This window comes from Bacillota bacterium, from assembly GCA_023511485.1.
Classification (GTDB): domain Bacteria; phylum Actinomycetota; class Aquicultoria; order Aquicultorales; family Aquicultoraceae; genus CADDYS01.
Genome location: JAIMBH010000027.1, coordinates 1 through 23713, shown reverse-complemented (window position 1 = coordinate 23713; position 23713 = coordinate 1). Strand labels below are relative to the sequence as shown.

Here is a 23713-nt window from a genome sequence, read left to right as displayed (position 1 = left end):
TAAGCTTTATAGTTTGATTGGTTGAGCGCCTGCACGGTACTTGTGCAGGCAAATTGTTGATAAAGTATTGATAAATTATTATTAAAGCGCATTGGCTCAGATGGACGGCAGGGTTTAAGGGAGCCTCCGAAGCCTTCTGTTTGAGTTTTTTTGTGCGCAAAAGGTGATTTTCGATGGCAGATTACGATGTCATCATTGTGGGAAGCGGTCCCGCCGGTATTTTTGCCGCCCTTGAGCTTATTAAGAAGGGCAAGCTAAAAGCGATTATTCTGGAGAAGGGGCCGGATATTGAAAAAAGAAAATGCTTTGAGAGAACCACCGGCAAATGTGCCCACTGTAAGCCCTGCCGAATCACTTCTGGCTGGGGAGGGGCGGGTGCATTCAGTGACGGCAAGCTAACTCTATCGACCGAAATCGGCGGCTGGCTTGCCGATTATGTTGGCGTTAGTGAACTGGCTAACCTTATAGAATACGTCGATAGCGTCTATCGGGAATTCGGAGCAACCGACGTGGTGCATGGGGTAGACGAGAAGAAGATAAGCCATCTGCAGCGTAAAGCGGCACTTGCGGAAATGAGGCTTATACCTCAGAAGGTGCGCCACCTGGGTACGGATCGCAGCAACGATATCCTAAAAGCGATGAAAGAGCGGCTTACGCCACATATCGACATCAGAACAGGCGTAAAAGTTGCCAACATTCTCGTAAAAAACGGTCGTGCTGCCGGTGTTCTGACTGCTAGCGGCGAAGAAATAACGGCGGATTATATCATCGTCGCCCCGGGACGAGAGGGGGCCGATTGGCTCAATACTGAGGCAAGAAGGCTGGGACTTGTCCCCGTTAACAACGCAGTCGATATTGGTGTGCGTGTTGAGGTACCGGCAGTTGTTATGGAGCCGCTGACCAAAGAACTTTACGAACCCAAGCTCATCTATACAACAAAGTCGTTTCAGGATAAGGTAAGGACTTTTTGTGTCTGCCCGTACGGCGTTGTCGCATCGGAATCAACCGATGGGATAGCAACAGTAAATGGGCATAGCTATGCCGAGAAGAAGACGGATAACACTAACTTCGCACTTCTGGTCAGCACTACTTTTACCGAGCCATTCAAGGAGCCGATAGCATACGGAAAGTACATCGCACGGCTTGCAAACCTCTTAGGAGGTGGAGTAATTGTACAAAGACTCGGCGACTTGATGGATGGGCGCCGCTCAACTCCTGAACGGATTGCAAGGGGCACAACAGTGCCGACATATGCTGAGGCTACACCGGGGGATTTGAGCTTTGTGCTGCCGTACCGCTATATCGCAGATATTAAGGAGATGCTCTCGGCACTGGATAAGCTTGCCCCGGGAGTAAACTCCAGAAATACGCTTTTATACGGTGTTGAGGTTAAGTTCTACTCATCAAGGCTTAAACTCACACCGGCATTAGAGACTGAGATCAAAAACCTGTATGCTATAGGTGATGGTGCCGGAGTAACCAGAGGGCTTATGCAATCTTCGGCAAGCGGTATTGTCGCCGCACGGGCTATACTTGAGTTGATATCTAGGAGGAAATGATGCCTGCAACAGTTATTATAGGGACGCAGTGGGGGGACGAAGGCAAAGGAAAAGTAACCGACTGGCTTGCAAACGATATGGACATGATTGTCCGCTACCAGGGCGGGCATAATGCGGGCCACACAGTTATTGCTGAGGGCCACGAGTTAAAACTGCATCTCCTGCCATCAGGCATACTGCGCCCGCATATTACTTCGGTTATCGCAAACGGGCTTGTTATTGACCCGAAAGCATTGATAGAAGAGCTGGACCAGGTAAAGGCAATAGGCATCTCCGAACCCAACCTTGTTATAAGCTCGAACGCACATCTTATTATGCCGTACCATAGGTTGCTGGATCAGGCGGCTGAAGTCAAACTTGGCAAATCAAAGATTGGGACAACCGGTTTAGGTATCGGCCCATGCTATACAGATAAAGCCTCAAGGGTCGGGCTTCGTATGCAGGATTTGCAAGACATGAAGATATTTCGCGAGAAGCTTGGCGTGGCGCTTGAATTTAAGAACCAGGTTTTAACCAAGATCTACGGTATGGACCCGGTTGATCTTGACCAAGTTGTCGATGAGTACACTCTCTACGCTGACAGATTAAAGGGCATGATTGGTGATACAAGTTTTGTAATTAACAGGGCGCTCGATGACGGCAAAAACGTTCTTCTAGAAGGTGCCCAAGGCACCATGCTCGATATCGATCACGGGACATACCCGTTTGTCACATCTTCATCACCGATTGCCGGCGGCGCCTGTGTTGGAGCAGGAATTAGCCCGACGAAGATTAAGAGAATTATCGGTATTGTTAAAGCATACACGACACGGGTGGGCTCTGGGCCGTTCCCGACTGAGCAAGACAATGAGATCGGTGAGGCAATGCGCTCAGTTGGCTGCGAGTTTGGTACCACAACCGGGCGGGCGCGCCGTTGTGGTTGGCTCGATGCGGTTATTCTAAAATATGCGGTAAGGCTAAACGGGCTAACCGAGATAGCGCTCACAAAGTTGGATGTGCTCTCACAGTTTGAGACGGTAAGAATAGCGGTTGGTTATAAGCACGACGGTGTGGTCTATGAGCACATGCCAAGTCACCAGAGCACGTTTCATAAGTGTACCCCCGTTTATGAGGAGATGGAAGGCTGGATGACTGATATAAGCGACATAACATCATACGAGAAACTGCCCAAACAGGCTCGTGCTTATATTGGCCGGATCGAAGAGCTGACCGGAGTGCCGATAGCAATGATCTCTGTTGGACCTAATAGGATGCAGACGATTTTAAGATAAGCCTAGAAGTACCAAGGTGCCAATTCGCCCATTTACGGCTTTGGCACCTTGGTACTTCAAGTCATCAAGAGCATACCCACATTCCTTACCCTCACTCCATGAATCCTGAACTTAAATCCTAATCCATCTTCTAGTAATCGAAGAAGGGTAGCTTGCAATAGTTGAGGCAAGCAGGGCTATCTTTCCGGTTTCCATAAACCCAGCAGGCTCGACGTGTAAGAAATCATCTCTTGAGTCGTTCTTTATAAACTTTACTATATATCCTTCGATATCTATCTCGAACCTGCGCCAGCTGATTTTTTCAATAGCGTCCTGCAAAAACTCAGGGGCCAGTAATAAGACCCTCTGGTTTTGGTTAAATCGGTATCTTTTTAGAGGCCTATTGATTGCGAAATGCTGCTGATGTAGCTCAGATAAATCAACGCCGGATACCCCATGGCTTGCTAAATATTGCTTAGTTGCCTCGTCCAAGTCAGCATAGCTTGCATAGCGCATCTGCCAGGCAAAATCGGCGGCATCTTCGATCCACTTCGGGTGGGGGGAGCGGCTAGCAATCAGCAGGACGGCCAAAGATGCCTTTTGATCAAGGGCAAGTAAACCACTGCATGCGGGATGCTTCCACATGTCGATAACCAGGAAATTTTCTGGCAACACGCTACCGTGAAAAGCTATCTGTTCCTCGAGCCACTTTACGTGTTCGGGATTAAGCTTTGTAGATTCCGCTAACTTTCTAGGTTCATTGCTCCTTAGGCTAAAGAGTGGCAACTTAAGCGCTGTCCTCCTTTTGTTTTATTGCAGGCGTTACCTTTTCTCCTTGGTGGGCTCCGTATATTTTTGACTCACTTGTTAGTTTAAGCCTGCGTCTGAAAAGCACTGCCCCATATATGGCAACCAGCAGCCACCCTGCAATTGACATGGATTTACCTGCTGTTTCAACGGCCGTGTTTCCGAAGTAGAGAGTTACGTTCTTTTGCCTCGGTATTACTATCATCAGCGAGGGCGAGGCAAGATACGGCCCATCGGCACCCTTTGCCTTCCAATTGGGAAAGTAGGATACCTTGACCAGATGCGGAACGCCGATGGCAGTTGTCGAAAACTTTACCTCATCGTCAGTAACTTTGACGCCTGTTACTGAGCCTTTTGTCTCAAGCGGGGTGCTTTCTAATCGCTTAAGGCCTGGGTCGGCGTACCCAAATTTTTTCTCAAGCCCCTTTACCCTGCCTGCATCAATTAGCGGGGTGTCTAAGAGCTCGGGCCTCTCATACCAGGCAAGTGCTGTTTTATTCCAGTCTTCTGTTTTGACTAAAAGGGGTTGGTTTTTAGGGATAGTGACATATCCATCGGTTTTAAGCTCAAAGAGCGCATACTCAAGATCGGTATTGGGGACTTTAAAGACTTTAAGCTGTTTTAGGCCGTGCTCTTTTTTTAGCCCGGCCTTTACCTCGCTTGAGACGGCAATAAAGTAGCGCACGTTATATAGCTTAAGGTGCCTGATCCCGTTTGGGATGTTGAGCCCGGGATAGTTCACACCCTGGATTGCGCAGCTTGGCTGCTTTGATAGCTCGTCCTGGTTCACAAAGTGATACGGTGCGGAAAATGCGGCCTCAACGAGCAGACCCTCCATGGAGGGGTGGCCTGTAAAATAAGGGAGAAGTTCAAAGGCGCGCGGTGTACCAAGCGCATCAGTTTTTGACGAGTGCTCCCACATGACACGCCCAGGCGGAAGGTTCTTAATATAGTCATTTATCTCTTTAAAACTCGACCAGTTTTCCTTTCCCTCATATCCAGAGTAATTCCATTTAATCCACGTACTTGCTACCTGGCTTGAGCTAAATATATTGTATAGGACGGCGGTGACCGCAACTGCGGCAATCACATATTCGGCGTAACGCTTTGGCAGAAGCATGTACTCGTAAAAAATTCGGGCCAAGAATTGGCGCAAGACCCATAACCCGTAGCCCGCCCAGATAAATGTGAAGTAGTAGAGGAACGGCACAATCCTGCCATTCCATAACCGGCCGTCGGGTAGCAGGAAAAAAAGCGACTCTGTGACTACCGTTGCCCATAATATGAAATTCATCCGCCTGTCTCTTTTGATGATTGACCCAGCGATGCCGATTGCAGTCAGGACCAGGAAGGGTCTGACCGGAGCAGGAAAAGCCTCGGCAAGGCCTTTGAGCTGGTTCCAATTCATGTGGGCGGTATATCCTATTCTTGCAACGAGCGGAATGCCCCAGAAAGCACTGAGCAGAAGACCGGTCCCAAATACGCCGGCTAATATGCCAAAGCATTTTAAATTCGGCCGTCTGGCCAAGAAATAAGTTGAGAAAAGAACAACCATGATCAACGGTATGATGTGCGAAAGAGCTACGGCCGTAAGCAGGACCCCGGTTGAGATCCTGAATTTTTGTTCCTCAATATCGCGGTAAAGAAGCGCCAAGAAAAGTATTGCAAGGGCAAAGCTCAGACTGTATCCAAACTCACCGGCAAGCGTACTTAGGATGTTGCCGCCGTAAATCGAATAGCTCTCCATGAAAAGAAATGGCAGAGAAAAAGCGGCTGCAATTATAGGAAACGGAAATTTAAATTTAAGCGCCTTGGCGGCAAGGTATGTAGTTAACGGCAAAAGAAAAGTTCCCAAGATGGTAACAATCTTGAAGGCTACCTCGTATTTGATGACGATAGAAAGGAGCGCAATTAGAAGATAGGGGAGCGGGAAGTAAAAATAAAGCATTGGGAAACCAGCATACCATCCCATGGACCACCCGGTTATTTTACCCTTGGGGAGAAGGTGATTTATTAAATAGTAGGCGATATAATGGTGCGAGCCAGTATCTCCTCCGGCTGTCGTAGTCGCCGTGAAAATTAATGTTGGCTTGAAATAATAAAGAAGCAAGGCATAAATTGCAGCAAACCCAAGCCAAGTTATGTACTGCGCAAATTTATCTTTACCCTTAACGGTTAGCTGGTAAAAAATAATCGCCCCTCCTTTATTTACTTTGGATATAAATACCCAAATATTTTCCCAAGGGCTCAGTTTTAGTGGCGCCTCTTGGGGCGCACTTTTAAGAACTACACCAGTTTTATAAGCAATAATATTTTAATTTTTACCGTAAAGACCTGAGAGTTCTTCTTGCGCCGGCGCTTTTTTGGCTTGATTCGTCACCGACTCTTTCCATAACAACATAGTTCGGCCTTCTTTTGAGCTCCTCGTAAATCCTTGCTAGGTAAGCTCCAATTATACCGAGGCTGAGCATGGTAACGCTTCCGGTAAAAAGTACAGCCAGGATAACGGTCGTAAATCCCTCTACGGCATGGCCTGAAAACTTCATATAAAGCGTCTGAAGGATAAGTGCAAAGCTGAACAGGAAGGTTATAAATCCTACGACGGTTATTAACTGAAGTGGAATGTATGAAAATGCAGTTATTGCACTAAAGGACAGCTTGATTAGCTTGCGAAGCGACCATCTTGATGACCTTACAGCATTGGCCGGTATATCAAAAGGTATCGCCGTCTTACTAAAGCCAAGCCAGGCAACAAGCCCTCTGAAGAACCTGTTTGTCTCCGGCATGTTGATATAGGCATCCACTACATCCCGGCTCAAAAGCTTATAATCCGCCGCTCCGGCAAGGTCAAAGCCGGATAGAAACCGCATCAGTGAGTAAAATCCTTGCGCAAACCATCTTCGCAAAAAAAGTTCTTTTCCGCGGCTTTTCTTATGCGCCTCGACAATGTGGTATCCCCCTTCAAGCCAGAGCTTTACCATCTTGGGTATCAACTCAGGGGGATGCTGTAGGTCGCTGTCCATAATTATTACGGCGTCGCTTCGGGTGTCTTTAAGACCGCAGAGGATAGCCGCTTCTTTCCCGAAATTGCGGCTAAGCCTTAATCCCCTCATTTTAGGCCACTCTTTAGAGATATTCATACAGACATCCCAGGTGCTGTCAGTTGAGCCGTCATCAACAACAATTACCTCGTAATCAACGCCGCTTTTTTCCGCAAAATCGCGGATTACAAAAAGATTAGATCTTAAACTTAACCCTTCATTGTATGCAGGGATAACCAGCGATATTAAAGGATTCTCAATTTTCTGGTTGCTCCTCATTGTCTTCCAACCTTGTTCAGGATTTACTAAGTTGCCTTTAGCCTTAAAAGCTGCGAGCGGTTATTTTTAGAACTTTGCCAACGCCGTCTCGTGGTGCGTCACTGCTTGCTTGAAGAAGCACCGGCATATACGGACAATTAATGTATTCCCCAAACGGCTGGGGTTTAGCGGCAGGATGGCTTATCCTATGGTTAGATTATCTTACATGATATGGCTTAATTACAACCTTCTGCTTCAAAGGAGTTTCTCTTAATGCGAAGTAGCTAGGAGTAAGAATGGGGTTAGCAGATTGCCAGCCTTGGTGGTGTCTTTATACCCTGTTATGTGCTAGCTACCAACTAATTCTACTTCTCAAGGGAGAAAGAGAGGTCTTTGCGTAACCTGTTTTGGCTGCAATAAACAAGAGTACGGCTATGGCAAGGTAAGGTTTAATATCAAACCTTAAGTTGAACGGCCTTCGCTTTTTCAGGCGCGGAGAATTTTTGACCTTATCGGCTTCAACAATTACCGTAGCCCCAGTGATTGTTTTTGCGGTCGAAAGCTTCTCCTGCTTTATCACTGGCCTAATAGGTATATTGCCTTTTGTAGAGGAAGCAGAAGTGTCACCGTCTTCCGGCGCTGTAGAAACTCCGGCGGTGTTTGCGGTTTCGGCGTATACTACCGAAAACATAAATAATAGATTGGCTGCAAACGCTATTGCTAATATATAGCTAAATAACTGAATCTTTTTCAACATTGATCCTACGGCGATTGCTTTACCTGATACTGCTTCATTGATATTAAATAACATTTTACTGCTACTTAAGCGGCACTTCAACTATGAAGCTAGCTTACTAAAGTAGTTAAAGCGGTTAGTTTTAAAATCGCGTACCGGGCCTTTTCTTGCAGCTAAAAGTGGTTTCCCGTAAAATTGATTATTGTGGAGGCAATTTTTGCCGTTTCTGGCGATATTGCCCTATTTGTTATAAGATATGGGTTTGTAAGGTTAAGTAGAGTGTTTGTAATCACCTGAAATGGAGGAGTTTTGAGAGTACTGGTTGTCGGCAGCGGTGGGCGCGAAAATGCCCTGGTTTGGAAGATAAAGCAAAGCCCCAAGGTTAAAGAGATATTTTGCATCCCTGGAAACGGGGGAATAGCCGAGCTGGCGCAATGCGTAAATATTGATCAGTCCGACCTTGAAGCCCTGGCTGATTTTGCCCAGGATAAAGCGATCGGTCTGACTGTGGTTGGCCCAGAGGCCCCACTGGTTGCTGGCATCGCCGATGTTTTCGCTAAAAAAAGGCTTAAAGTATTTGGCCCCAGTGCGGAGGCCGCAAGGCTTGAGGGAAGCAAAAGTTTTGCCAAAGAGATTATGAAAAAGTACGGCGTCCCAACTGGGGCGGCCAATCTTTTTGATAACTATGGGGAAGCAGTTTCCTATCTCGAGAAAATAAATCCTCCATATGTAATAAAAGCGGATGGGTTAGCTGCCGGAAAAGGCGTCTTTATAGCAAAGAGCCTAGATGAGGCAAAGGCTGCCGTTAAAAGTTGCCTAATAGAAAAACAGTTTGGTTCTGCCGGAGAGCTAATACTAATTGAGGAGTGCCTGGAGGGCCCAGAGCTTTCCGTGCTTGCTTTTAGCGACGGCAAAAATGTATTGCCCATGGTTCCGGCACAGGATTACAAGAGGGCTTATGATGACGACCAGGGATTAAACACCGGCGGCATGGGTTCATACTCGCCGGTTCCAATAGTAACCCCGGCTCTTTTTAATGAGATTGCCGATACGATTTTGAAACCAACTGTTAAAGGACTTGCGGCAGAGGGGATTGAATACCGCGGGGTACTATATGCCGGTCTTATGATAACTAAAGATGGGCCGAAAGTTTTGGAGTTTAACGTGCGCTTTGGTGACCCGGAGACTCAGGCGATTCTGCCGAGACTTGAAAGTGATATTATCGAGCCAATGCTTGGTTGCACGGAAGGGGATATCTCAGGCGTTAGCCTGAAATGGACTGACGATGTTTGTGTTACTGTGGTTTTGGCGTCCGGTGGCTACCCGGGTAATTATACAACCGGATTCGAGATAACCGGTCTTGCCGAGGCAGCTAATACAGAGGGGGTTACTATATTTCATGCTGGGACCAAGCAGGTCGATAGCAAAATTGTAACTGCAGGTGGGCGTGTCCTAAACGTAAGCGCTATCGGCAAGGACTTCTCCCAAGCTAGAGAGAGGGCTTACGCAGCGATAGATAAAATCAGCTTTAAGGATATGCACTATAGAAAAGATATCGCATTGCGGGCAATAGAAAAAGGTCAGAAAGTCTAGACGTGCCAAAGTGTCAATGTCTTTGTTTTAATGCTTAAGTTATCAGTGCTGCAGTTAAGAAATACTAGCTAGTAACCATCAACTAGTAACTATTAACCGATAACTTAAGTGACTTGACTTAGACACTCCAAGATATATTTTTACGAAAGAAGGCTTTGTAGATGATTGAAAGGTACACGCGGCCTCGCATGGGGGCAATCTGGGATCTTGAGAACAGGTTTAGCAAGTGGCTTGAGATAGAGATCCTGGCCACCGAGGCTCATGTTAAACTAGGAGTAGTTCCCCAAGAGGCGCTTGATGAGATAAAAGCAAAAGCGTCCTTCAGTGTTGACCGCATCGAGGCAATTGAGTCCGAGGTGCACCATGATGTTATCGCTTTCTTGACGAATGTTGCAGAAAACGTCGGACCTGCATCCCGCTATGTTCACTACGGTTTGACCTCCTCGGATGTTGTAGATACTGGCCTTGCTGTCCAGATGAAAGAAGCAATTGATATCATAATCGAGGATGTGCGCGAGATTGTGGATATCCTTAAGGCCAAGGCGTTCGAATACAGGGATATTGTTGCTGTTGGGCGCACGCATGGTATTCATGCTGAGCCGATGAGCTTTGGCTTAAAGTTTGCTAACTGGGCCTTTGAGATGCACAGGAACTTAAACCGCCTTGAACGCGCCAAAGCAGTTATCTCGGTTGGGAAGCTATCTGGGGCTGTGGGTACTTATTCAAACATCGATCCCTGGGTAGAGGAGTATGTCTGCGAGAGATTGGGTTTAACGCCGGCACCAATTTCAACACAGGTGCTGCAGCGCGATCGGCATGCTGAGTATATGGCGGCGCTAGCGGTGTGCGCAGCAACCATCGAGAAGATCGCCGTTGAGGTTAGGGGGTTGCAGAAGACAGAGATACGCGAAGTTGAGGAGCCGTTTGCTAAAGGCCAAAAGGGATCTTCTGCAATGCCGCATAAAAGAAACCCGGTCGTTGCAGAAAGACTTACCGGGCTTGCAAGAATTATAAGGTCCAATGCGCAGACCGCTTTTGAAAACGTTGCCCTATGGCATGAGCGGGATATCTCCCACTCCTCTGTCGAGAGGGTGATTATCCCTGATAGCACTATTCTTCTTGATTATATGCTTGGCAAACTCAAATGGCTGTTGGAAGGCCTTATAATATATCCTGAAAACATTAAAGCGAATCTTGAGAAAACCAAAGGTCTGGTTTTTTCTTCACGCGTTCTTCTTGCTCTTGTTGAGAAGGGAATTACCCGGGAACATGCCTACGAGATTGTGCAGCGAAACGCCATGGCGACCTGGCGGGGCGAGGGGGACTTAAAAGAACTCCTTAAAGCAGATGAAGAGGCAACCCATTACTTAAGCGACAGGGAACTTGATGAGCTCTTCGACGTAGGCTATTTCTTGCGAAATGTTGGCGTGATCTACGACCGCCTTGCGAAACTGAATGACTAGGGTCCGGGGACCAGGGTTTATAAAAACGTAGTGCAGCCCTACTGCCCTCGTTACTTGTTTTCACTAGCTGATAGCTGATAGCTGATAGCTTATAGCTTATAGCTTATAGCCGGCCGCTGGCAGCTAATTAATGATAAATTAATTTGTAAATGAATTGACTTCCAGGTAATATGATTGTTGCATGGAAGATATTTCTTGAGCACTAGCATGAGGAGGCCATGTGGTACAAAAGTTAGAGCAAATACACGAAGGAAAGGCAAAAAAAGTCTTTTCTACTGATGACCCGGCAGCGATAATCCACGAGTTCAAGGATGACGCTACCGCATTTGATGGAAAGAAGAAGGGCCAGATATTGGGCAAAGGATCGGTAAACGCACAAATCTCTGCAGCCCTTTTTCAGCTTCTTGAAAACCAGGGAGTAAGAACCCACTTCAAGGAGCTTCTGGATGATAGAAATATGCTCACCGATAAGCTTGATATGCTTGCTGTTGAGGTGGTTGTAAGAAATATCGCAGCCGGAAGCCTTGCCAAGCGCATCGGCTATGAGGAGGGCACACCCCTCAAGAAAACCATTGTTGAGTTTTATTACAAAAGAGACGACTTAGGTGACCCCTTTATAAACGATGACCATATTGAGGAGCTGGGCGCGGCGACCAAAGAGCAAGTCGAGGAGATGAGGCAAACAGGCCTAAAAGTAAACGACGTTTTGAGCCGATTCTTTGATGAGCTTGGGCTAATACTAGTTGATTTTAAGCTCGAGTTTGGCTTAAAAGACGGGCGGCTTGTGCTCGGCGATGAGATATCACCGGATACCTGCCGGCTTTGGGATAAGGATACCGGCGAGAAGATGGACAAGGATCGCTTCAGAAGAGATTTGGGCAAGGTTGAAGAGGCCTACCGGGAAGTCTTAAGTAGAGTTAAGGGTAGCTCTAAGGAGGTTGGCAACTTCTAAATGTGGCGGGTCGAAGTCGCGCTAAAGACCGGTATCACCGATGCCCATGGAAATTCGATTAGAAAACAAATTATTGAGGACTTAAGAATCGATATAGATTCAGTCCAGACTATAGATATCTACACTATAAATGCAAGCATCACTCAGGAACAGGTCAGAAGAGTCGCATCCAATTTGCTGACCGACCCCATCACTCAGGAATACAGAATCAACGAAAGCTTTGACCGGCCCTTTGCGGTTGCCATCGAAGTCGGCTTTAAGCCCGGTGTTACGGACAACGTTGGGTCAACGACCGTTGAGGGAATTGAAGACCTTCTCGGTATAAAGTTAGCAAGCAATGAGTCTGTTCATACATCTAAGCTGTACCTGCTTAATGGCAACATATCCCAAGAGGAAGCCGAGAAAATCTGCCTTGGCCTTCTTGCAAACCCGCTTATTGAGAGATACCAGATATGGAGGTCAGGAGACGACATCCAGGCGACTGTAAAACAAATTGCTACTTTCGCACAAACCCAGGATTTTAAGGTTCAGGTAGCCGAAGTTGATTTGGATGTCCCGGACGATGAGCTCATGGAGATAAGCCGCAAAGGTGTGCTATCCCTTAACTTAGAGGAGATGCGACTCATCCGCGACTACTTCAAAGACGAGCGGGTAAAAGCCGAGCGTGAAAGGGTGGGCCTTGGGCAAAAGCCAACTGATGTTGAGCTTGAGATGCTTGCGCAAACCTGGTCGGAGCACTGCAAGCATAAGATATTTAACGCAAAAATCACCTACACCGAAGACGGACAAACTGAGGAGATAGATAGCCTCTTTAAGACGTATATAAAAAAAGCAACTGAGGAGATCGGCAAGAAAAAAGACTGGCTGGTCTCGGTATTTATTGATAACGCGGGCGTGGTCGAGTTTGATGATGAGCACAATATGGTGTTCAAGGTCGAGACGCACAACCACCCCTCGGCGCTCGACCCTTATGGCGGTGCGGTAACCGGTATCGTTGGGGTAAACCGCGACCCGATGGGCACCGGCCTGGGTGCAGATTTAATATTTAACACCGATGTCTTCTGCTTTGGCCCGCCGGATTTTGATTACGCCAAATTGCCGCCTTCTGTGCTTCACCCCAAGCGCATCTTTAGAGGTGTGCGAAAAGGAGTCGAAGATGGCGGAAACAAAATCGGCATCCCCACCGTAAACGGAACCATTTTATTTGACGAGGCCTATGTCTATAATCCCCTTGTTTATTGCGGGACGGGTGGCCTCATGAAAAAGAAAATTGCCGGCAAGCCGTCTCATGTAAAAGTAGTTAACCCCGGCGATCTGATAGTTATGGTGGGCGGAAGAATCGGAAAAGACGGCATCCACGGCGCTACATTTTCATCCGTCGCACTTGATGAGGAGACCTCATCTGCTGCGGTGCAAATCGGGGCTCCAATTGTCCAGCGCAAGATGCAAGATGCCCTGCGCGAAGCAAGGGAGGCGGGTCTTTATAACGCGATAACAGATAATGGCGCAGGGGGCTTATCGTCCTCAGTCGGTGAGATGAGCGAGTTCTCTGGCGGCTGCGAGGTTGACCTCGAGAAAGCCCCGACCAAGTACCCGGGACTTCAGCCCTGGGAACTTTGGGTATCTGAGTCGCAAGAGAGAATGACGGTCGCAGTTCCGCCTGAAAAAATAGACGAGTTCTTAGATCTTTGCCACAGGCGGGACGTTGAGGCGACTGTGATAGGCACCTTTACTGACTCCGGCAAGGTCCACGTAAAATATAATGGCAAAACAGTGCTTTATCTTGATATGGAATTTGTCCACGAGGGGCTTCCCGGCTTGAGGCTTACTGCAAACTGGCGGCCAGATCTGGAGTCTGAGCCTGATATCGCTCCGGTTGATATGGCCGAAGCCTTAAAGAAAATCTTAGGGAGCTTTAATGTTTGCTCAAAAGAGTGGGTGATACGCCAGTACGACCATGAGGTTCAAGGTGCAAGTGTTGTAAAGCCGCTCGTTGGAGTGAAAAACGATGGACCATCTGATGCTTCTGTCATCCGCCCGCTGATTGATTCCATACGCGGGATTGCGGTCTCAAACGGAATCAACCCCAAATATGGTGAGATCGATACCTACTGGATGGCGGCTTCGGCTATCGATGAGGCAATTCGAAACATAACTGCGGTGGGTGGTGACCCCGATAGAATTGCGATATTGGATAACTTCTGCTGGGGAAACCCGATTCACTCCGAGGCAAACCCGGATGGCGACCACAAGCTCGCCCAGCTTGTTCGCGCAGCCAAGGGCTGCTATGATGCGGCGGTGGGTTTAGGCGCGCCGTTTATCTCTGGAAAAGATAGCTTTCACAATGAGTATCGGCTTGAGAATAAAACTATCGCCATACCGCCGACGCTTCTTATCTCGGCAATCGGCATAGTCCCGGATGTCGAGCGCGCGGTTACCATGGATACAAAGGCTGCCGGTGATATAGTATACGTTCTTGGGATGACCCATGATGAGCTTGGCGGATCGCATTACTATATGATAAACGGTGCCAGAGGTTATCAGGTACCAAAGGTAAATGCGCAAGAGGCATTAAGGCTTTACCGGGCGCTTCATAAAGCGATAAAAGACGGTCTTGTAGCTTCGTGCCACGACTGCTCAGAAGGTGGAATCGCGGTTGCTGCAGCCGAGACCGCTTTTGCAGGGGGTCTTGGCATGAGGATTGACCTTGGCAAAGTGCCAACGGCAGAAGATCTGCCGGACTGGAAAGTTCTTTTCTCTGAGTCAAACAGCCGCTTTGTGGTAACTGTGAATCCCCAGAAAGTACGGGCTTTTGAAGATACGCTTTCCGGCTGCATATTTGCTGCAGTAGGCGAGGCAACAGAGGATGGCAGGTTTACTGTTTCGGCAAAAGATGGTTCAGTTCTGATAGATTTAAATATTGACGAGCTTAAAGAGGCCTGGCAAGCGCCTCTTAGGTGGTGATAAATTTGAGCAAAAAACCCAGGGTGCTCGTTTTGCTGGCCGCCGGCATCAACCGGGACGGGGACGCAGAAGCTGCGTTTCGCTTAGCCGGTGCAGAGCCTGAGCGGGTACACATAAACGATATTGTGGATGGCCGAAAGAAGTTAAAGGACTACCAGATACTCATGCTTCCCGGTGGGTTCTCCTTTGGTGACGATATAGCCTCTGGAAAAGTTTTGGCTAATAAACTTAAATACAAGCTAAAAGATGACCTTCTGCAGTTCATTGCCGATGGCAAGCTTGTCTTTGGCGTCTGTAATGGTTTCCAGGTGATGGTCAAGCTTGGGATATTGCCGGGCTTTGACGCAGACTACATGCGCCAGGATGTAACTCTTACATACAACGATTCAGGAAAGTTCGAGGACCGTTGGGTTTATCTTAAAACCAATCCCGATTCCAAATGCGTCTTTACAAGAGGGGTAGAAAAGCTCGTCTATGTCCCAGTTTGCCATGGCGAGGGTAAATTCATCCCAAGAGACGACGAAGTATTAAAGAGGCTTCAAGATAATAACCAAATTGTTGTCCAGTATGTCGATGAGAATGGGCAGTTTGGCCCGTACCCAATAAATCCAAACGGCTCGGTAATTCACACCGCCGGTATATGCGATGAGACGGGCCGTGTCTTTGGCATGATGCCCCATCCGGAAAACCACATCCTGCGCACACAACATCCCCGCTGGACAAGAGAGGACCTTCCTGATGAGGGCGACGGGTTGGTGTTGTTTAAGAACGCGGTTGAGTATGTGAAAAAAGAGCTGTAAAGTTAATAGTAAGTAAGCAAACTCTTAAGGAGTATGTCTTTTGAACCTTGATTTTAATCTCTATCAGGATGATAGACCTGAGGAAGCCTGCGGTGTTTTCGGCATTTTTGCGCCGGGCGAGGATGTGGCGAAGCTTACCTACTTTGGCTTGCACGCCCTGCAGCACAGAGGGCAGGAGAGCGCAGGCATTGCGGTTGTTGATGACAACAAATCCATTATCATATACAAAGACATGGGGCTTATAACCCAGGTCTTTAACGAGCGAAACTTAGCGAGTCTTCACGGAGATATTGCCATTGGGCACAACCGCTACTCAACGACTGGCTCATCAATCCACTGGGAAAACGCCCAGCCGATTTATAAAACTTTCGAAGGTGGAAGCCTGGCGCTTGCCCATAACGGAAACTTAATCAATACCCAGGAGCTCAGGTATGCCTTGAGCAAGAACGGCTTGCGTTTTCGCTCAACGAGTGATAGCGAAGTCATTGCTACCCTTATTGCATCTTACGCGGATAAAGGTATGAAGGTAGAAGATGCGATAGCGGCGACGATGAAGCAACTCAAGGGTGCCTACTCGCTTGTGATTCTAACTGAGAACAAGCTATATGCGGTGCGCGACCCCTACGGGGTGCGCCCGTTAGCAATAGGAAAACTAAATGGTTTTTATGCGGTTGCTTCGGAAAGCTGCGCTTTAAATATTATTGGTGCAGATTACGTGCGAGACGTAAATCCAGGCGAGATCGCAGTTATCGATAAGGATGGCTTGACTAGCTTGCAGGCTATAGAGCCTGCAAAACCATCGCTTTGTATATTTGAGTTCGTGTATTTTGCAAGGCCGGATACCAGGTTATACGATAGGCTTCTCTACAGTGCACGCGAGGCTATGGGGGCAGAGCTTGCCAAAGAGCAGCCCTGCGAAGGGGCGGATCTTGTTATCGGTGTTCCCGACTCAGGAGTGCCATCGGCTATCGGCTACGCCCATAAATCTGGTTTGCCTTATCGGGAAGGGCTGGTTAAGAACCGCTATATCGGGCGCACTTTCATCCAGCCGACGCAGACTATCCGCCAGACAGGAATCAGGCTAAAGCTCAATCCCTTATGTGAAGTAATTAAGGGCAAGAAAATAGTCGTAGTAGATGATTCAATTGTGCGCGGAAACACATCAAAGAAAATTATTGAGATACTAAAAGAGGCGGGGGCAAGGGAAGTGCATATGCGGATAAGCTCTCCGCCGGTAAAGTGGCCGTGTTTCTATGGGATTGACACCGCGGAACAAGAGCAGCTTATTGCTGCCAATAACAAGGTAGAAGCAATAAGGGAATATATCGGGGCAGACAGCCTCGGCTACTTAAGCATCAGGGGACTGGTTAAGTCAACCAAAGCCAAGCGCGATAACTTCTGCCTTGCTTGCTTTGACGGCAGCTACCCGATTGAAGTACCTGAAGACTTAAAAATAACTAAACTAATGCTTGAAGAGGAGAAGGCCAAAAGCTAATGGCTGATGCAAAAAAAACCCTTACCTACAAGGATGCTGGCGTTGATATCGAGGCCGGCGAGCAGGTTGTAGAACTTATCAAAAAATCCGTGCGCTCGACTTTTACACCGGGTGTTTTGACCGACATTGGCGGATTTGGCGGGCTTTTTGCGCTTGACAAGAGCCGCTTTTCTGAGCCGGTTCTAGTATCCGGGACCGATGGTGTGGGGACTAAACTAAAAATTGCCCAGGCGATGGATATACACAGCACAGTCGGCATCGACCTTGTCGCCATGTGTGTAAACGATATCTTAGTCCAGGGGGCCGAGCCGCTTTTCTTCTTAGATTATTTTGCAACCGGCGAGCTTGATCCAAAAAAAGCCGCTGATGTGATCGAGGGAATTGCCGAAGGATGCCGGCAGGCAGGATGTGCACTTCTTGGTGGGGAGACCGCCGAGATGCCGAGCTTTTACGCCCCCGGCGAATACGATTTAGCCGGTTTTGCGGTTGGCGTTGTTGATAAGGGCGCCATCATAACTGGTGAGAATATTGCAGAAGGCGATGTTATCCTTGGGCTTGCATCATCTGGTCTGCACTCAAACGGTTATTCATTAGCAAGAAAGCTCATTGAGGTGGGCGGGCTATCTTTAGATAAAACTTATTGGGACGGCGGGACATCTCTTGGTGAAGAGTATCTAAAGCCCACCCGCATTTATGTAAAAAGCATCCTTAAGCTTGTGCAAAGCTATCCTATAAAGGGGCTTGCGCACATTACTGGCGGAGGCTTGACGCACAACGTCCCGAGAATATTACCCAAGACGGTTGATGCTAAGATCAAGCTTGGCTCCTGGCCGGTTTTGCCAGTCTTTGAGTTTATCCGGCGCGAAGGAGCAGTTGAGACGGAAGAGATGCTTCAGACGTTTAATATGGGAATCGGGATGGTCATTTTGATCGATTCTAAATATGAAGATGGGGCGATCGAATTGTTAACCCAGGCGGGCGAGATGGTTTACGTTATCGGTAAGGCGGTTGCCGGCAAGGGGGTTGTGGCATATGTCTAGCAAGCCGGTAAGAATCGGCGTTTTAATATCGGGAAGCGGTTCTAACCTGGAGGCCATCATCGACAAATGCGAGGCAGGGGAGCTTCCTGCGAAAGTTGTTGTTGTGGTAAGCAGCCGGGCAGATGCCTACGGCCTGGTAAGAGCAAAGAACCACGGTATACCGGCAATCCATGTCGCCCGAAAAGAACACGCCGATGAGTCGTCTTACAACCGGGCAATATTAGATATCCTTAAAGAACATGGTGTTGAGTTAGTTGTTATGGCCGGCTATATGCGCCTGCTTGGGAAGGAGATCCTCGATGCCTACCCTAACCGTGTCATGAATATCCATCCGGCACTCCTGCCATCCTTTCCTGGAGCGCATGGCATCAGAGATGCCCTCAACTATGGAGTAAAAGTCACTGGTGTCACCGTCCACTTTGCCAACGAGATATATGATGAAGGCCCTATAATCCTGCAGGAGGCGGTGCCCATCCAGGAAGATGATACCGAAGAGACTTTGGCCGAGCGCATCCACGCGGTCGAGCATATCATCTATCCCAAAGCAATTAAGCTCTACTGTGAAGGCAAGCTTGAAATAGATGGCAAGAGGGTGAGGGTTAAGGGATGACTTCGAATTACGAATGTCGAACTACGAACTAAAGGCCAAAAGGCCGATTGATCAATTGGCTTTGGATCGAAGGGATTAGAAGCGATGCCAAACCGTGCTCGTGATTGGCTTAATCAGGCCATAAGAGACTTAGAACAAGCAAAAGATTCCTGCTATCCAGATAGTCATCCAGGGGGAGCGCCTTTTGAACACTATGGACCGCTTCAAAGCGAGGAGGCGATTCGTTATGCCGGTGAGATCATTGCGTTCGTGCGTTCTCAAATGGCCTGATTTGCAAACAGTTGATCAGGCAGTACGTCTTTGGGCAAAAAGGATGGCGCAAAAGAGAAAAGATATAAAAGGCATTGGCTGTTTTGGCTCTTATGCTAGGGGCGATTGGGGTGTAGGCAGCGATCTCGACTTACTTATCATCGTTGGAAAATCCGAGCAACCCTTTGTAAAGCGCGCTGCTGAGTTTGACGTAACCGACCTACCGGTACCTACAGATGTACTAGTCTATACAGAGAAAGAGTGGCAAGGTCTCGATAAGCAGGGAAAGTTCTGTCAAACACTTAAACGAGAGGCGATTTGGGTACACGGCCCACACACCTGTAGACGGTCCTCCAAATTTACAAATTAGCTAAATAACCATCTGTGCTATAGCACAATTAATTGACTACACATCTAGCTTGCGCTAGTCTTAAACCATGCCAAGGGGAAGACGATTCGATATCCCAGGTATGGTTTATCACGCCATCTGCTGGGTATCGAGCGGCGGGAAATCTTTATCGATACACAAGTCTACTGCTTTTTATTAAATATGCTTTGGCTCAAAGGGGAGAAAGAGAGCAGGGACATAGTACTTGAGTAAAGAATTTGTAAATTTAGAGGACCGTCCCCGAAGGTTTCAGCCCTACAATATTTTTCTTTAATTCTAGCTATCTCGGCCTGCTATTATTTAGCTTGGTCGATTGAGAATTTGGATTTTTGCAGGTCTATCCCAGGCAACTTATATCAACACCAAACCCAACAACCACTAATTATATCAAATGAATAATTATACCATTCTACTATTGACATACATATTTTTTAGCTAGCTTTGTAAGCAGTGGGTGGCAGACCGGAATACCGATATGTGATATCAATACTTACAATTACGATATTGGCTATTAATTACCTCCAGGATGTTGACCATTCTAAGGATGGTAAACAGCAATTCTCCAATTATCTTAAGCTAACTGATCTTTAAGGGGGTGGTTAAATTGAGAGTCGATAGTCATATCGCTAACGGATCAATAAATTGAAACCACCCCCTGGAGGCTTAAGCCATAGGCTTAGGATGAAGACCAGAAGGTGGTAAGAAGAGCTTATCACATACCAATCGTTTTTAAAATGGCAAAGCGATAATAAGGGAGGATAATTATGTTTTCAAATAGAAGGCAGGTTGCTAAAGCAGTGTCGGCGATAGTAATGTGATTTGGAGGGGTTTTAATGAAGCAAAGAGTCTCACTATTCCTTTCTTTTATGCTTATTTTTGCACTATGTTTTTCGTCCATTGCTGAGGCAAAAGGTAAGCAACAAGCTATAACATTTGCATTAAAGCCGGAAGAGGGTAGCGAAGTTATACTCAATAGAGTCGAATACACAAAGCTTGGAGATCGCGAGACCATTAGTGTTTCAGGTCACGGTAAGGCAGATGGCTCTGAAACTGGCGCTTATATGCTAGAAGTCAATAGTGCTAAGGGTACTTATAAAACCATAAAAGTCGCTCCTGAGACTGATTTATTAAAAGCAAAAGATAAAGGAAGAGTATCAGCTTTGTATACAACCTATACCTGCTGGCTAAAATTAACTACAGTTGATCCTGTTAATGCGCCGTTATGTTACACATATCAGTTGCTAACTTGGGGTACTGATGGCTGGACCGTTCAATGGCAGGATGATGATTTTATAGCATATGCCTATCATCCCACTAAGTTTTATACTAATTGGTATAGGGAATGGTATCACAATTATCCTTATTACTATCAATATAGCAAAACAAGAGTTCGCAAAGATGGTGACGCGCAATATTATAATTATGATTGGGGTTATGACAATCTAATTACACAGGTTTACCATTCCCAATCAATTTGGGGGAATACTAATGGCACTTGGCCCTACTACTTTACCTGGTCAAGGTGGGGCGAGGATGCTTCTCTTTTGAAATTGCTGGTATCTCACGTTTAGTCTTAAAGTAGAGGTAAGTAATCCCCTCCTTAAGGAGGGGATTACTTTAGTTAATAAACATGGTAGCGTTACTAAAACCGATAATCCGTCGCCAATATAATGACAGTTATGTAGAGTTTATTTCTGCACGTATTAGAAGGAGGACCATGCTAATATGCTAGGCTTCAACTCCAGGTCTTTAACTCATAAGATCGCATTTTTAATTGGCGCTTTATCTTCCATTATTCATATTGTTTTCTGGTATATAGCTACAATTGGCAACCCTATAGATGGTCCTATTCCAGTAGAAACTGTTATTATAACATTTATTTTTATGGTTCTTCCCGCTATCTATGTCTTAATCTCGCTTTGGCTAAATATGGCTATCTTAACACTTGCTGCCTTTATATGGTCATTACCGATGGCGTACTATTTTACTTATCTTGCTGGAGGCGTATTTAAATGGTTCGGCATAGTGTCGATATTATATCTCTTAACATATATTCTGATGATACTGGGCTTCAAAGACGCTAATGCGTAGCCTTGTCAACTAGGGCAGCCCTACAATATTTTTCTTTAATTCTAGCTATCTCGGCCTGCTATTATTTAGCTTGGTCGATTGAGAATTTGGATTTTTGCAGGTCTATCCCAGGCAACTTATATCAACACCAAACCCAACAACCACTAATTATATCAAATGAATAATTATACCATTCTACTATTGACATACATATTTTTTAGCTAGCTTTGTAAGCAGTGGGTGGCAGACCGGATAATATATATGAATTATCAGTATATGTCATGCTTTAAAGCGATGATAATTCTTTCTTACCGATTGTTAAACCAATAAAGCAGGCTTTCGATTTTTTAACCTGGAGGAGGGTGGTTGAATTGAGAGTTGAAATCAGTTGCAACTTTGCTTGCAGAAAATAGATGCCACCCCGGAAGCTTTAAGCTTGGATAGCTTAAAGAGGCAGCACCAGAAGGTGGCAAGAAGAGTTTTAAAATGACTAACTTCATTAAGAGTGGTCTTGGTTGGATATTGTAGAGAAAATGCGCTTATTAGAATATAAGCCAAAACTAGTTCAGATCGCTCGATAAATCTGAGCCATGCTGTGGGATTGCTAAGACCAAATATTGGATCTAAAAGAGATGCTATGAAATAAGAAAGTCGCTGACCGCTCCAGGTAACGTATAGTTAAGCTATCTGGAGTAGATAGGCTATAGGCTGGATTTTGTTAGGTGGCTTTTAGGCCCTGAAAGGTAAGTTGGTCTTACCTATAGCTTAAAGAGGCACTGTGTGGCATTAAGGACCCTGGATAGGAGGATGGTGGCCGCCGGCGACAAGTCTACTCCTAAAAGAATCGGAAGGAGTAGAGAGATGGGAAGATTTATTGGGGTTGATTTTCACAAGGCGACGTTTGCAGTTTGTTTTATGGAAGGTGAAAAGAAGCGGTTTAAGACTTACAAGATCGTTGAGATTGAATGGTTTTGCTCTGAGTTAAAGTCGGATGATGAAGTAGCAGTAGAAACCACAACAAACACCCGGCACTTTGTCAGAATAATCCAAGACCACTTATGATAAGGTCCATGTGATCAACACCATGCAGTTTAAGGTGGTAAGCCAGTCGGTGAAGAAGACGGGTGCTAACGATGCTTAAAAAGATTGCATTATTTTTAAGCAAGGGGATGTTGCCAGAAGCGCGAATTAAAGATGAGCAATACGTAGAACTTGAAAGCCTTGCTCACACCAGGCTTAAGCTGGTGCAGCTTAAAAGCGCACTCAAGAATAAGATCCATAACATCCTAAATGCTCAAGGGATTATAACCAAGAAAGAATGCTTCTCAAGTGACAAAGCTCTTACAAAATTATTGGAGTATAAGGTAAGTCCGGTTGCCCATATCAAACTTGAAGTTATTATTGAGCAGATCAGGGGATTAAGTGCGGGAATAGCAAAAATCGATGAGGAGCTTTCTGGAAGGGGCAAGGACTTGAGAAACGTCATGAGAACATCACCAGCATTAAAGGGGTTGACGGCAAGAGTGGAACCATTCTTCTTAGTGTGATTGGTGATATCAATGACTTTGAGGATGAAAAGAAGTTAGCCGCCTACTTTGGTATCGTACCTCGTGTTAGCAACTCAAATGAGACCAACTATCAGGGGCGGATGACCAAACAAGGCAGCAAACTTGGCAGGACGATGTTGGTACAATGTACGCTGATAGCTATTCGCTATTTGAGAGTTCCCGCGCTCGTTTTATGAAAGACTTAAAGCTAAGAAAGGTTCGGGTAAGGCAATAATTGCCACAGCTAAAAAACTGCTTGGCGTCATCTACCACACGTTGAATAACGGATGGGTATTTGAGGACTTCCCGAATTTCGTTTTGAGATCAATATAAAGATAAATGAAGGATGAAGTAGATTTATTTCATAGGAGAGATAATAATGATGAAACAATTATTTAAAAGTCGAATAAAGCAGATATGCATATTGGTAGTTGCGCTCTCACTACTGCTCACTAGTTCTTCTATCGCAGCTGCTGGCGGTAGCAAAAAGACAGCCCCAACCACTAATCCAGACTTATTGTATTGTGTAGCATACTACACAATAACATCAGGAGATGAAACCCCGTCTGCAGAAAATAAGTATAGCGAAGAATTACAGCAAAAGCTCTCAAGTCTTAGCAGAAAAGATATCGATGATCTGATGAGAGCACAAATATCATCAATTGTTGAGAAAAAGGAGAAAGGAGATATCTCAATTCGCTGGAATGAGGCATTCGTAGAGGGCATTTTAAAGACTAAAATGCCAGATCTCTATACAGCTGCTGCTAAGCAGGTAATAAAAGATAAAAAGGCGGCAGCTACTAAAGCGCCTTTTGTGCGTATTCCGGCCCAAATCGGCCACCGATTCCGAAGCATTCCGGCCACCTATTCCGAAGCAAATCGGCCACCTAT

The 23713-nt window shown here is 46.4% G+C and carries 19 protein-coding genes and 1 pseudogene; 16 read left to right on the top strand and 4 right to left on the bottom strand.

Annotation, left to right across the window (positions count from 1 at the left end; translation table 11 throughout):
• The first annotated feature begins 173 nt into the window (after nt 1-173).
• Nucleotides 174-1559 (top strand): NAD(P)/FAD-dependent oxidoreductase, encoded by a 1386-nt coding sequence (locus K6T91_09075; protein MCL6472944.1) that lies wholly within the window; start codon nt 174-176, stop codon nt 1557-1559.
• The gene (locus K6T91_09070; protein MCL6472943.1) at nt 1559-2830 is read left to right on the top strand and encodes an adenylosuccinate synthase; all 1272 of its coding nucleotides are present in this window, start codon (nt 1559-1561) and stop codon (nt 2828-2830) included. The genes K6T91_09075 and K6T91_09070 overlap by 1 nt, the downstream gene beginning before the upstream one ends.
• Nucleotides 2831-2941: 111 nt before the next feature.
• On the opposite strand, the gene K6T91_09065 is transcribed toward K6T91_09070, so the two are convergent.
• The 4 genes from K6T91_09065 to K6T91_09050 all read right to left on the bottom strand — a co-directional run bounded on the left by K6T91_09065 (nt 2942) and on the right by K6T91_09050 (nt 7726).
• Nucleotides 2942-3595 carry a hypothetical protein gene (locus K6T91_09065; protein ID MCL6472942.1) on the bottom strand — a complete coding sequence of 218 codons (654 nt, stop codon included), beginning with the start codon at nt 3593-3595 and terminating at the stop codon, nt 2942-2944.
• A gap of 1 nt (nt 3596) precedes the next feature.
• A complete protein-coding gene (locus K6T91_09060; protein ID MCL6472941.1) occupies nt 3597-5588 on the bottom strand; it encodes a hypothetical protein in 1992 nt (663 codons plus the stop codon).
• A gap of 349 nt (nt 5589-5937) precedes the next feature.
• A complete protein-coding gene (locus K6T91_09055) occupies nt 5938-6936 on the bottom strand; it encodes a glycosyltransferase family 2 protein (GenBank protein MCL6472940.1) in 999 nt (332 codons plus the stop codon).
• 331 nt (nt 6937-7267) lie between these two features.
• On the bottom strand, nt 7268-7726 hold the full coding sequence (locus tag K6T91_09050; GenBank protein MCL6472939.1) for a hypothetical protein: 459 nt from the start codon (nt 7724-7726) through the stop codon (nt 7268-7270).
• Between the two features lie 234 nt (nt 7727-7960).
• Here K6T91_09050 and purD point away from each other — a divergent pair, with 234 nt between their 5' ends.
• The 14 genes and pseudogenes from purD to K6T91_08980 form a co-directional block, all read left to right on the top strand.
• Entirely contained in the window at nt 7961-9244 is a 1284-nt protein-coding gene (gene purD, locus K6T91_09045; GenBank protein ID MCL6472938.1) for a phosphoribosylamine--glycine ligase, read from the top strand.
• A 161-nt stretch (nt 9245-9405) separates the two neighbouring features.
• On the top strand, nt 9406-10707 hold the full coding sequence (gene purB, locus K6T91_09040) for an adenylosuccinate lyase (GenBank protein MCL6472937.1): 1302 nt from the start codon (nt 9406-9408) through the stop codon (nt 10705-10707).
• 220 nt (nt 10708-10927) lie between these two features.
• A complete protein-coding gene (locus tag K6T91_09035) occupies nt 10928-11659 on the top strand; it encodes a phosphoribosylaminoimidazolesuccinocarboxamide synthase (GenBank protein MCL6472936.1) in 732 nt (243 codons plus the stop codon).
• Nucleotides 11660-14623, top strand: coding sequence for a phosphoribosylformylglycinamidine synthase subunit PurL (gene purL, locus K6T91_09030; protein ID MCL6472935.1), 2964 nt, complete (start codon nt 11660-11662; stop codon nt 14621-14623).
• Nucleotides 14624-14628: 5 nt separating this feature from the next.
• Nucleotides 14629-15423 carry a phosphoribosylformylglycinamidine synthase I gene (purQ, locus tag K6T91_09025; protein MCL6472934.1) on the top strand — a complete coding sequence of 265 codons (795 nt, stop codon included), beginning with the start codon at nt 14629-14631 and terminating at the stop codon, nt 15421-15423.
• Nucleotides 15424-15463: 40 nt separating this feature from the next.
• Nucleotides 15464-16918, top strand: coding sequence for an amidophosphoribosyltransferase (gene purF, locus K6T91_09020; protein ID MCL6472933.1), 1455 nt, complete (start codon nt 15464-15466; stop codon nt 16916-16918).
• Nucleotides 16918-17958: a phosphoribosylformylglycinamidine cyclo-ligase gene (gene purM, locus K6T91_09015; protein ID MCL6472932.1), complete on the top strand. Its 1041-nt coding sequence runs from the start codon at nt 16918-16920 to the stop codon at nt 17956-17958. Before purF ends, purM begins: the two co-directional genes overlap by 1 nt.
• Nucleotides 17951-18568 carry a phosphoribosylglycinamide formyltransferase gene (gene purN / locus K6T91_09010; GenBank protein ID MCL6472931.1) on the top strand — a complete coding sequence of 206 codons (618 nt, stop codon included), beginning with the start codon at nt 17951-17953 and terminating at the stop codon, nt 18566-18568. The genes purM and purN overlap by 8 nt, the downstream gene beginning before the upstream one ends.
• Nucleotides 18569-18652: 84 nt before the next feature.
• Complete coding sequence (locus tag K6T91_09005) at nt 18653-18838, top strand: hypothetical protein (GenBank protein ID MCL6472930.1); 186 nt, start codon at nt 18653-18655, stop codon at nt 18836-18838.
• The gene (locus K6T91_09000; protein MCL6472929.1) at nt 18795-19187 is read left to right on the top strand and encodes a nucleotidyltransferase domain-containing protein; all 393 of its coding nucleotides are present in this window, start codon (nt 18795-18797) and stop codon (nt 19185-19187) included. The genes K6T91_09005 and K6T91_09000 overlap by 44 nt, the downstream gene beginning before the upstream one ends.
• Before the next feature lie 851 nt (nt 19188-20038).
• Nucleotides 20039-20776 carry a hypothetical protein gene (locus K6T91_08995; protein MCL6472928.1) on the top strand — a complete coding sequence of 246 codons (738 nt, stop codon included), beginning with the start codon at nt 20039-20041 and terminating at the stop codon, nt 20774-20776.
• Nucleotides 20777-20930: 154 nt separating this feature from the next.
• Nucleotides 20931-21296 (top strand): hypothetical protein, encoded by a 366-nt coding sequence (locus K6T91_08990; protein MCL6472927.1) that lies wholly within the window; start codon nt 20931-20933, stop codon nt 21294-21296.
• A gap of 840 nt (nt 21297-22136) precedes the next feature.
• Nucleotides 22137-23155 (top strand): annotated as a pseudogene (locus K6T91_08985) (IS110 family transposase).
• Nucleotides 23156-23201: 46 nt separating this feature from the next.
• The coding region (locus tag K6T91_08980; GenBank protein MCL6472926.1) for a hypothetical protein at nt 23202-23713 on the top strand (512 nt) is incomplete at its 3' end.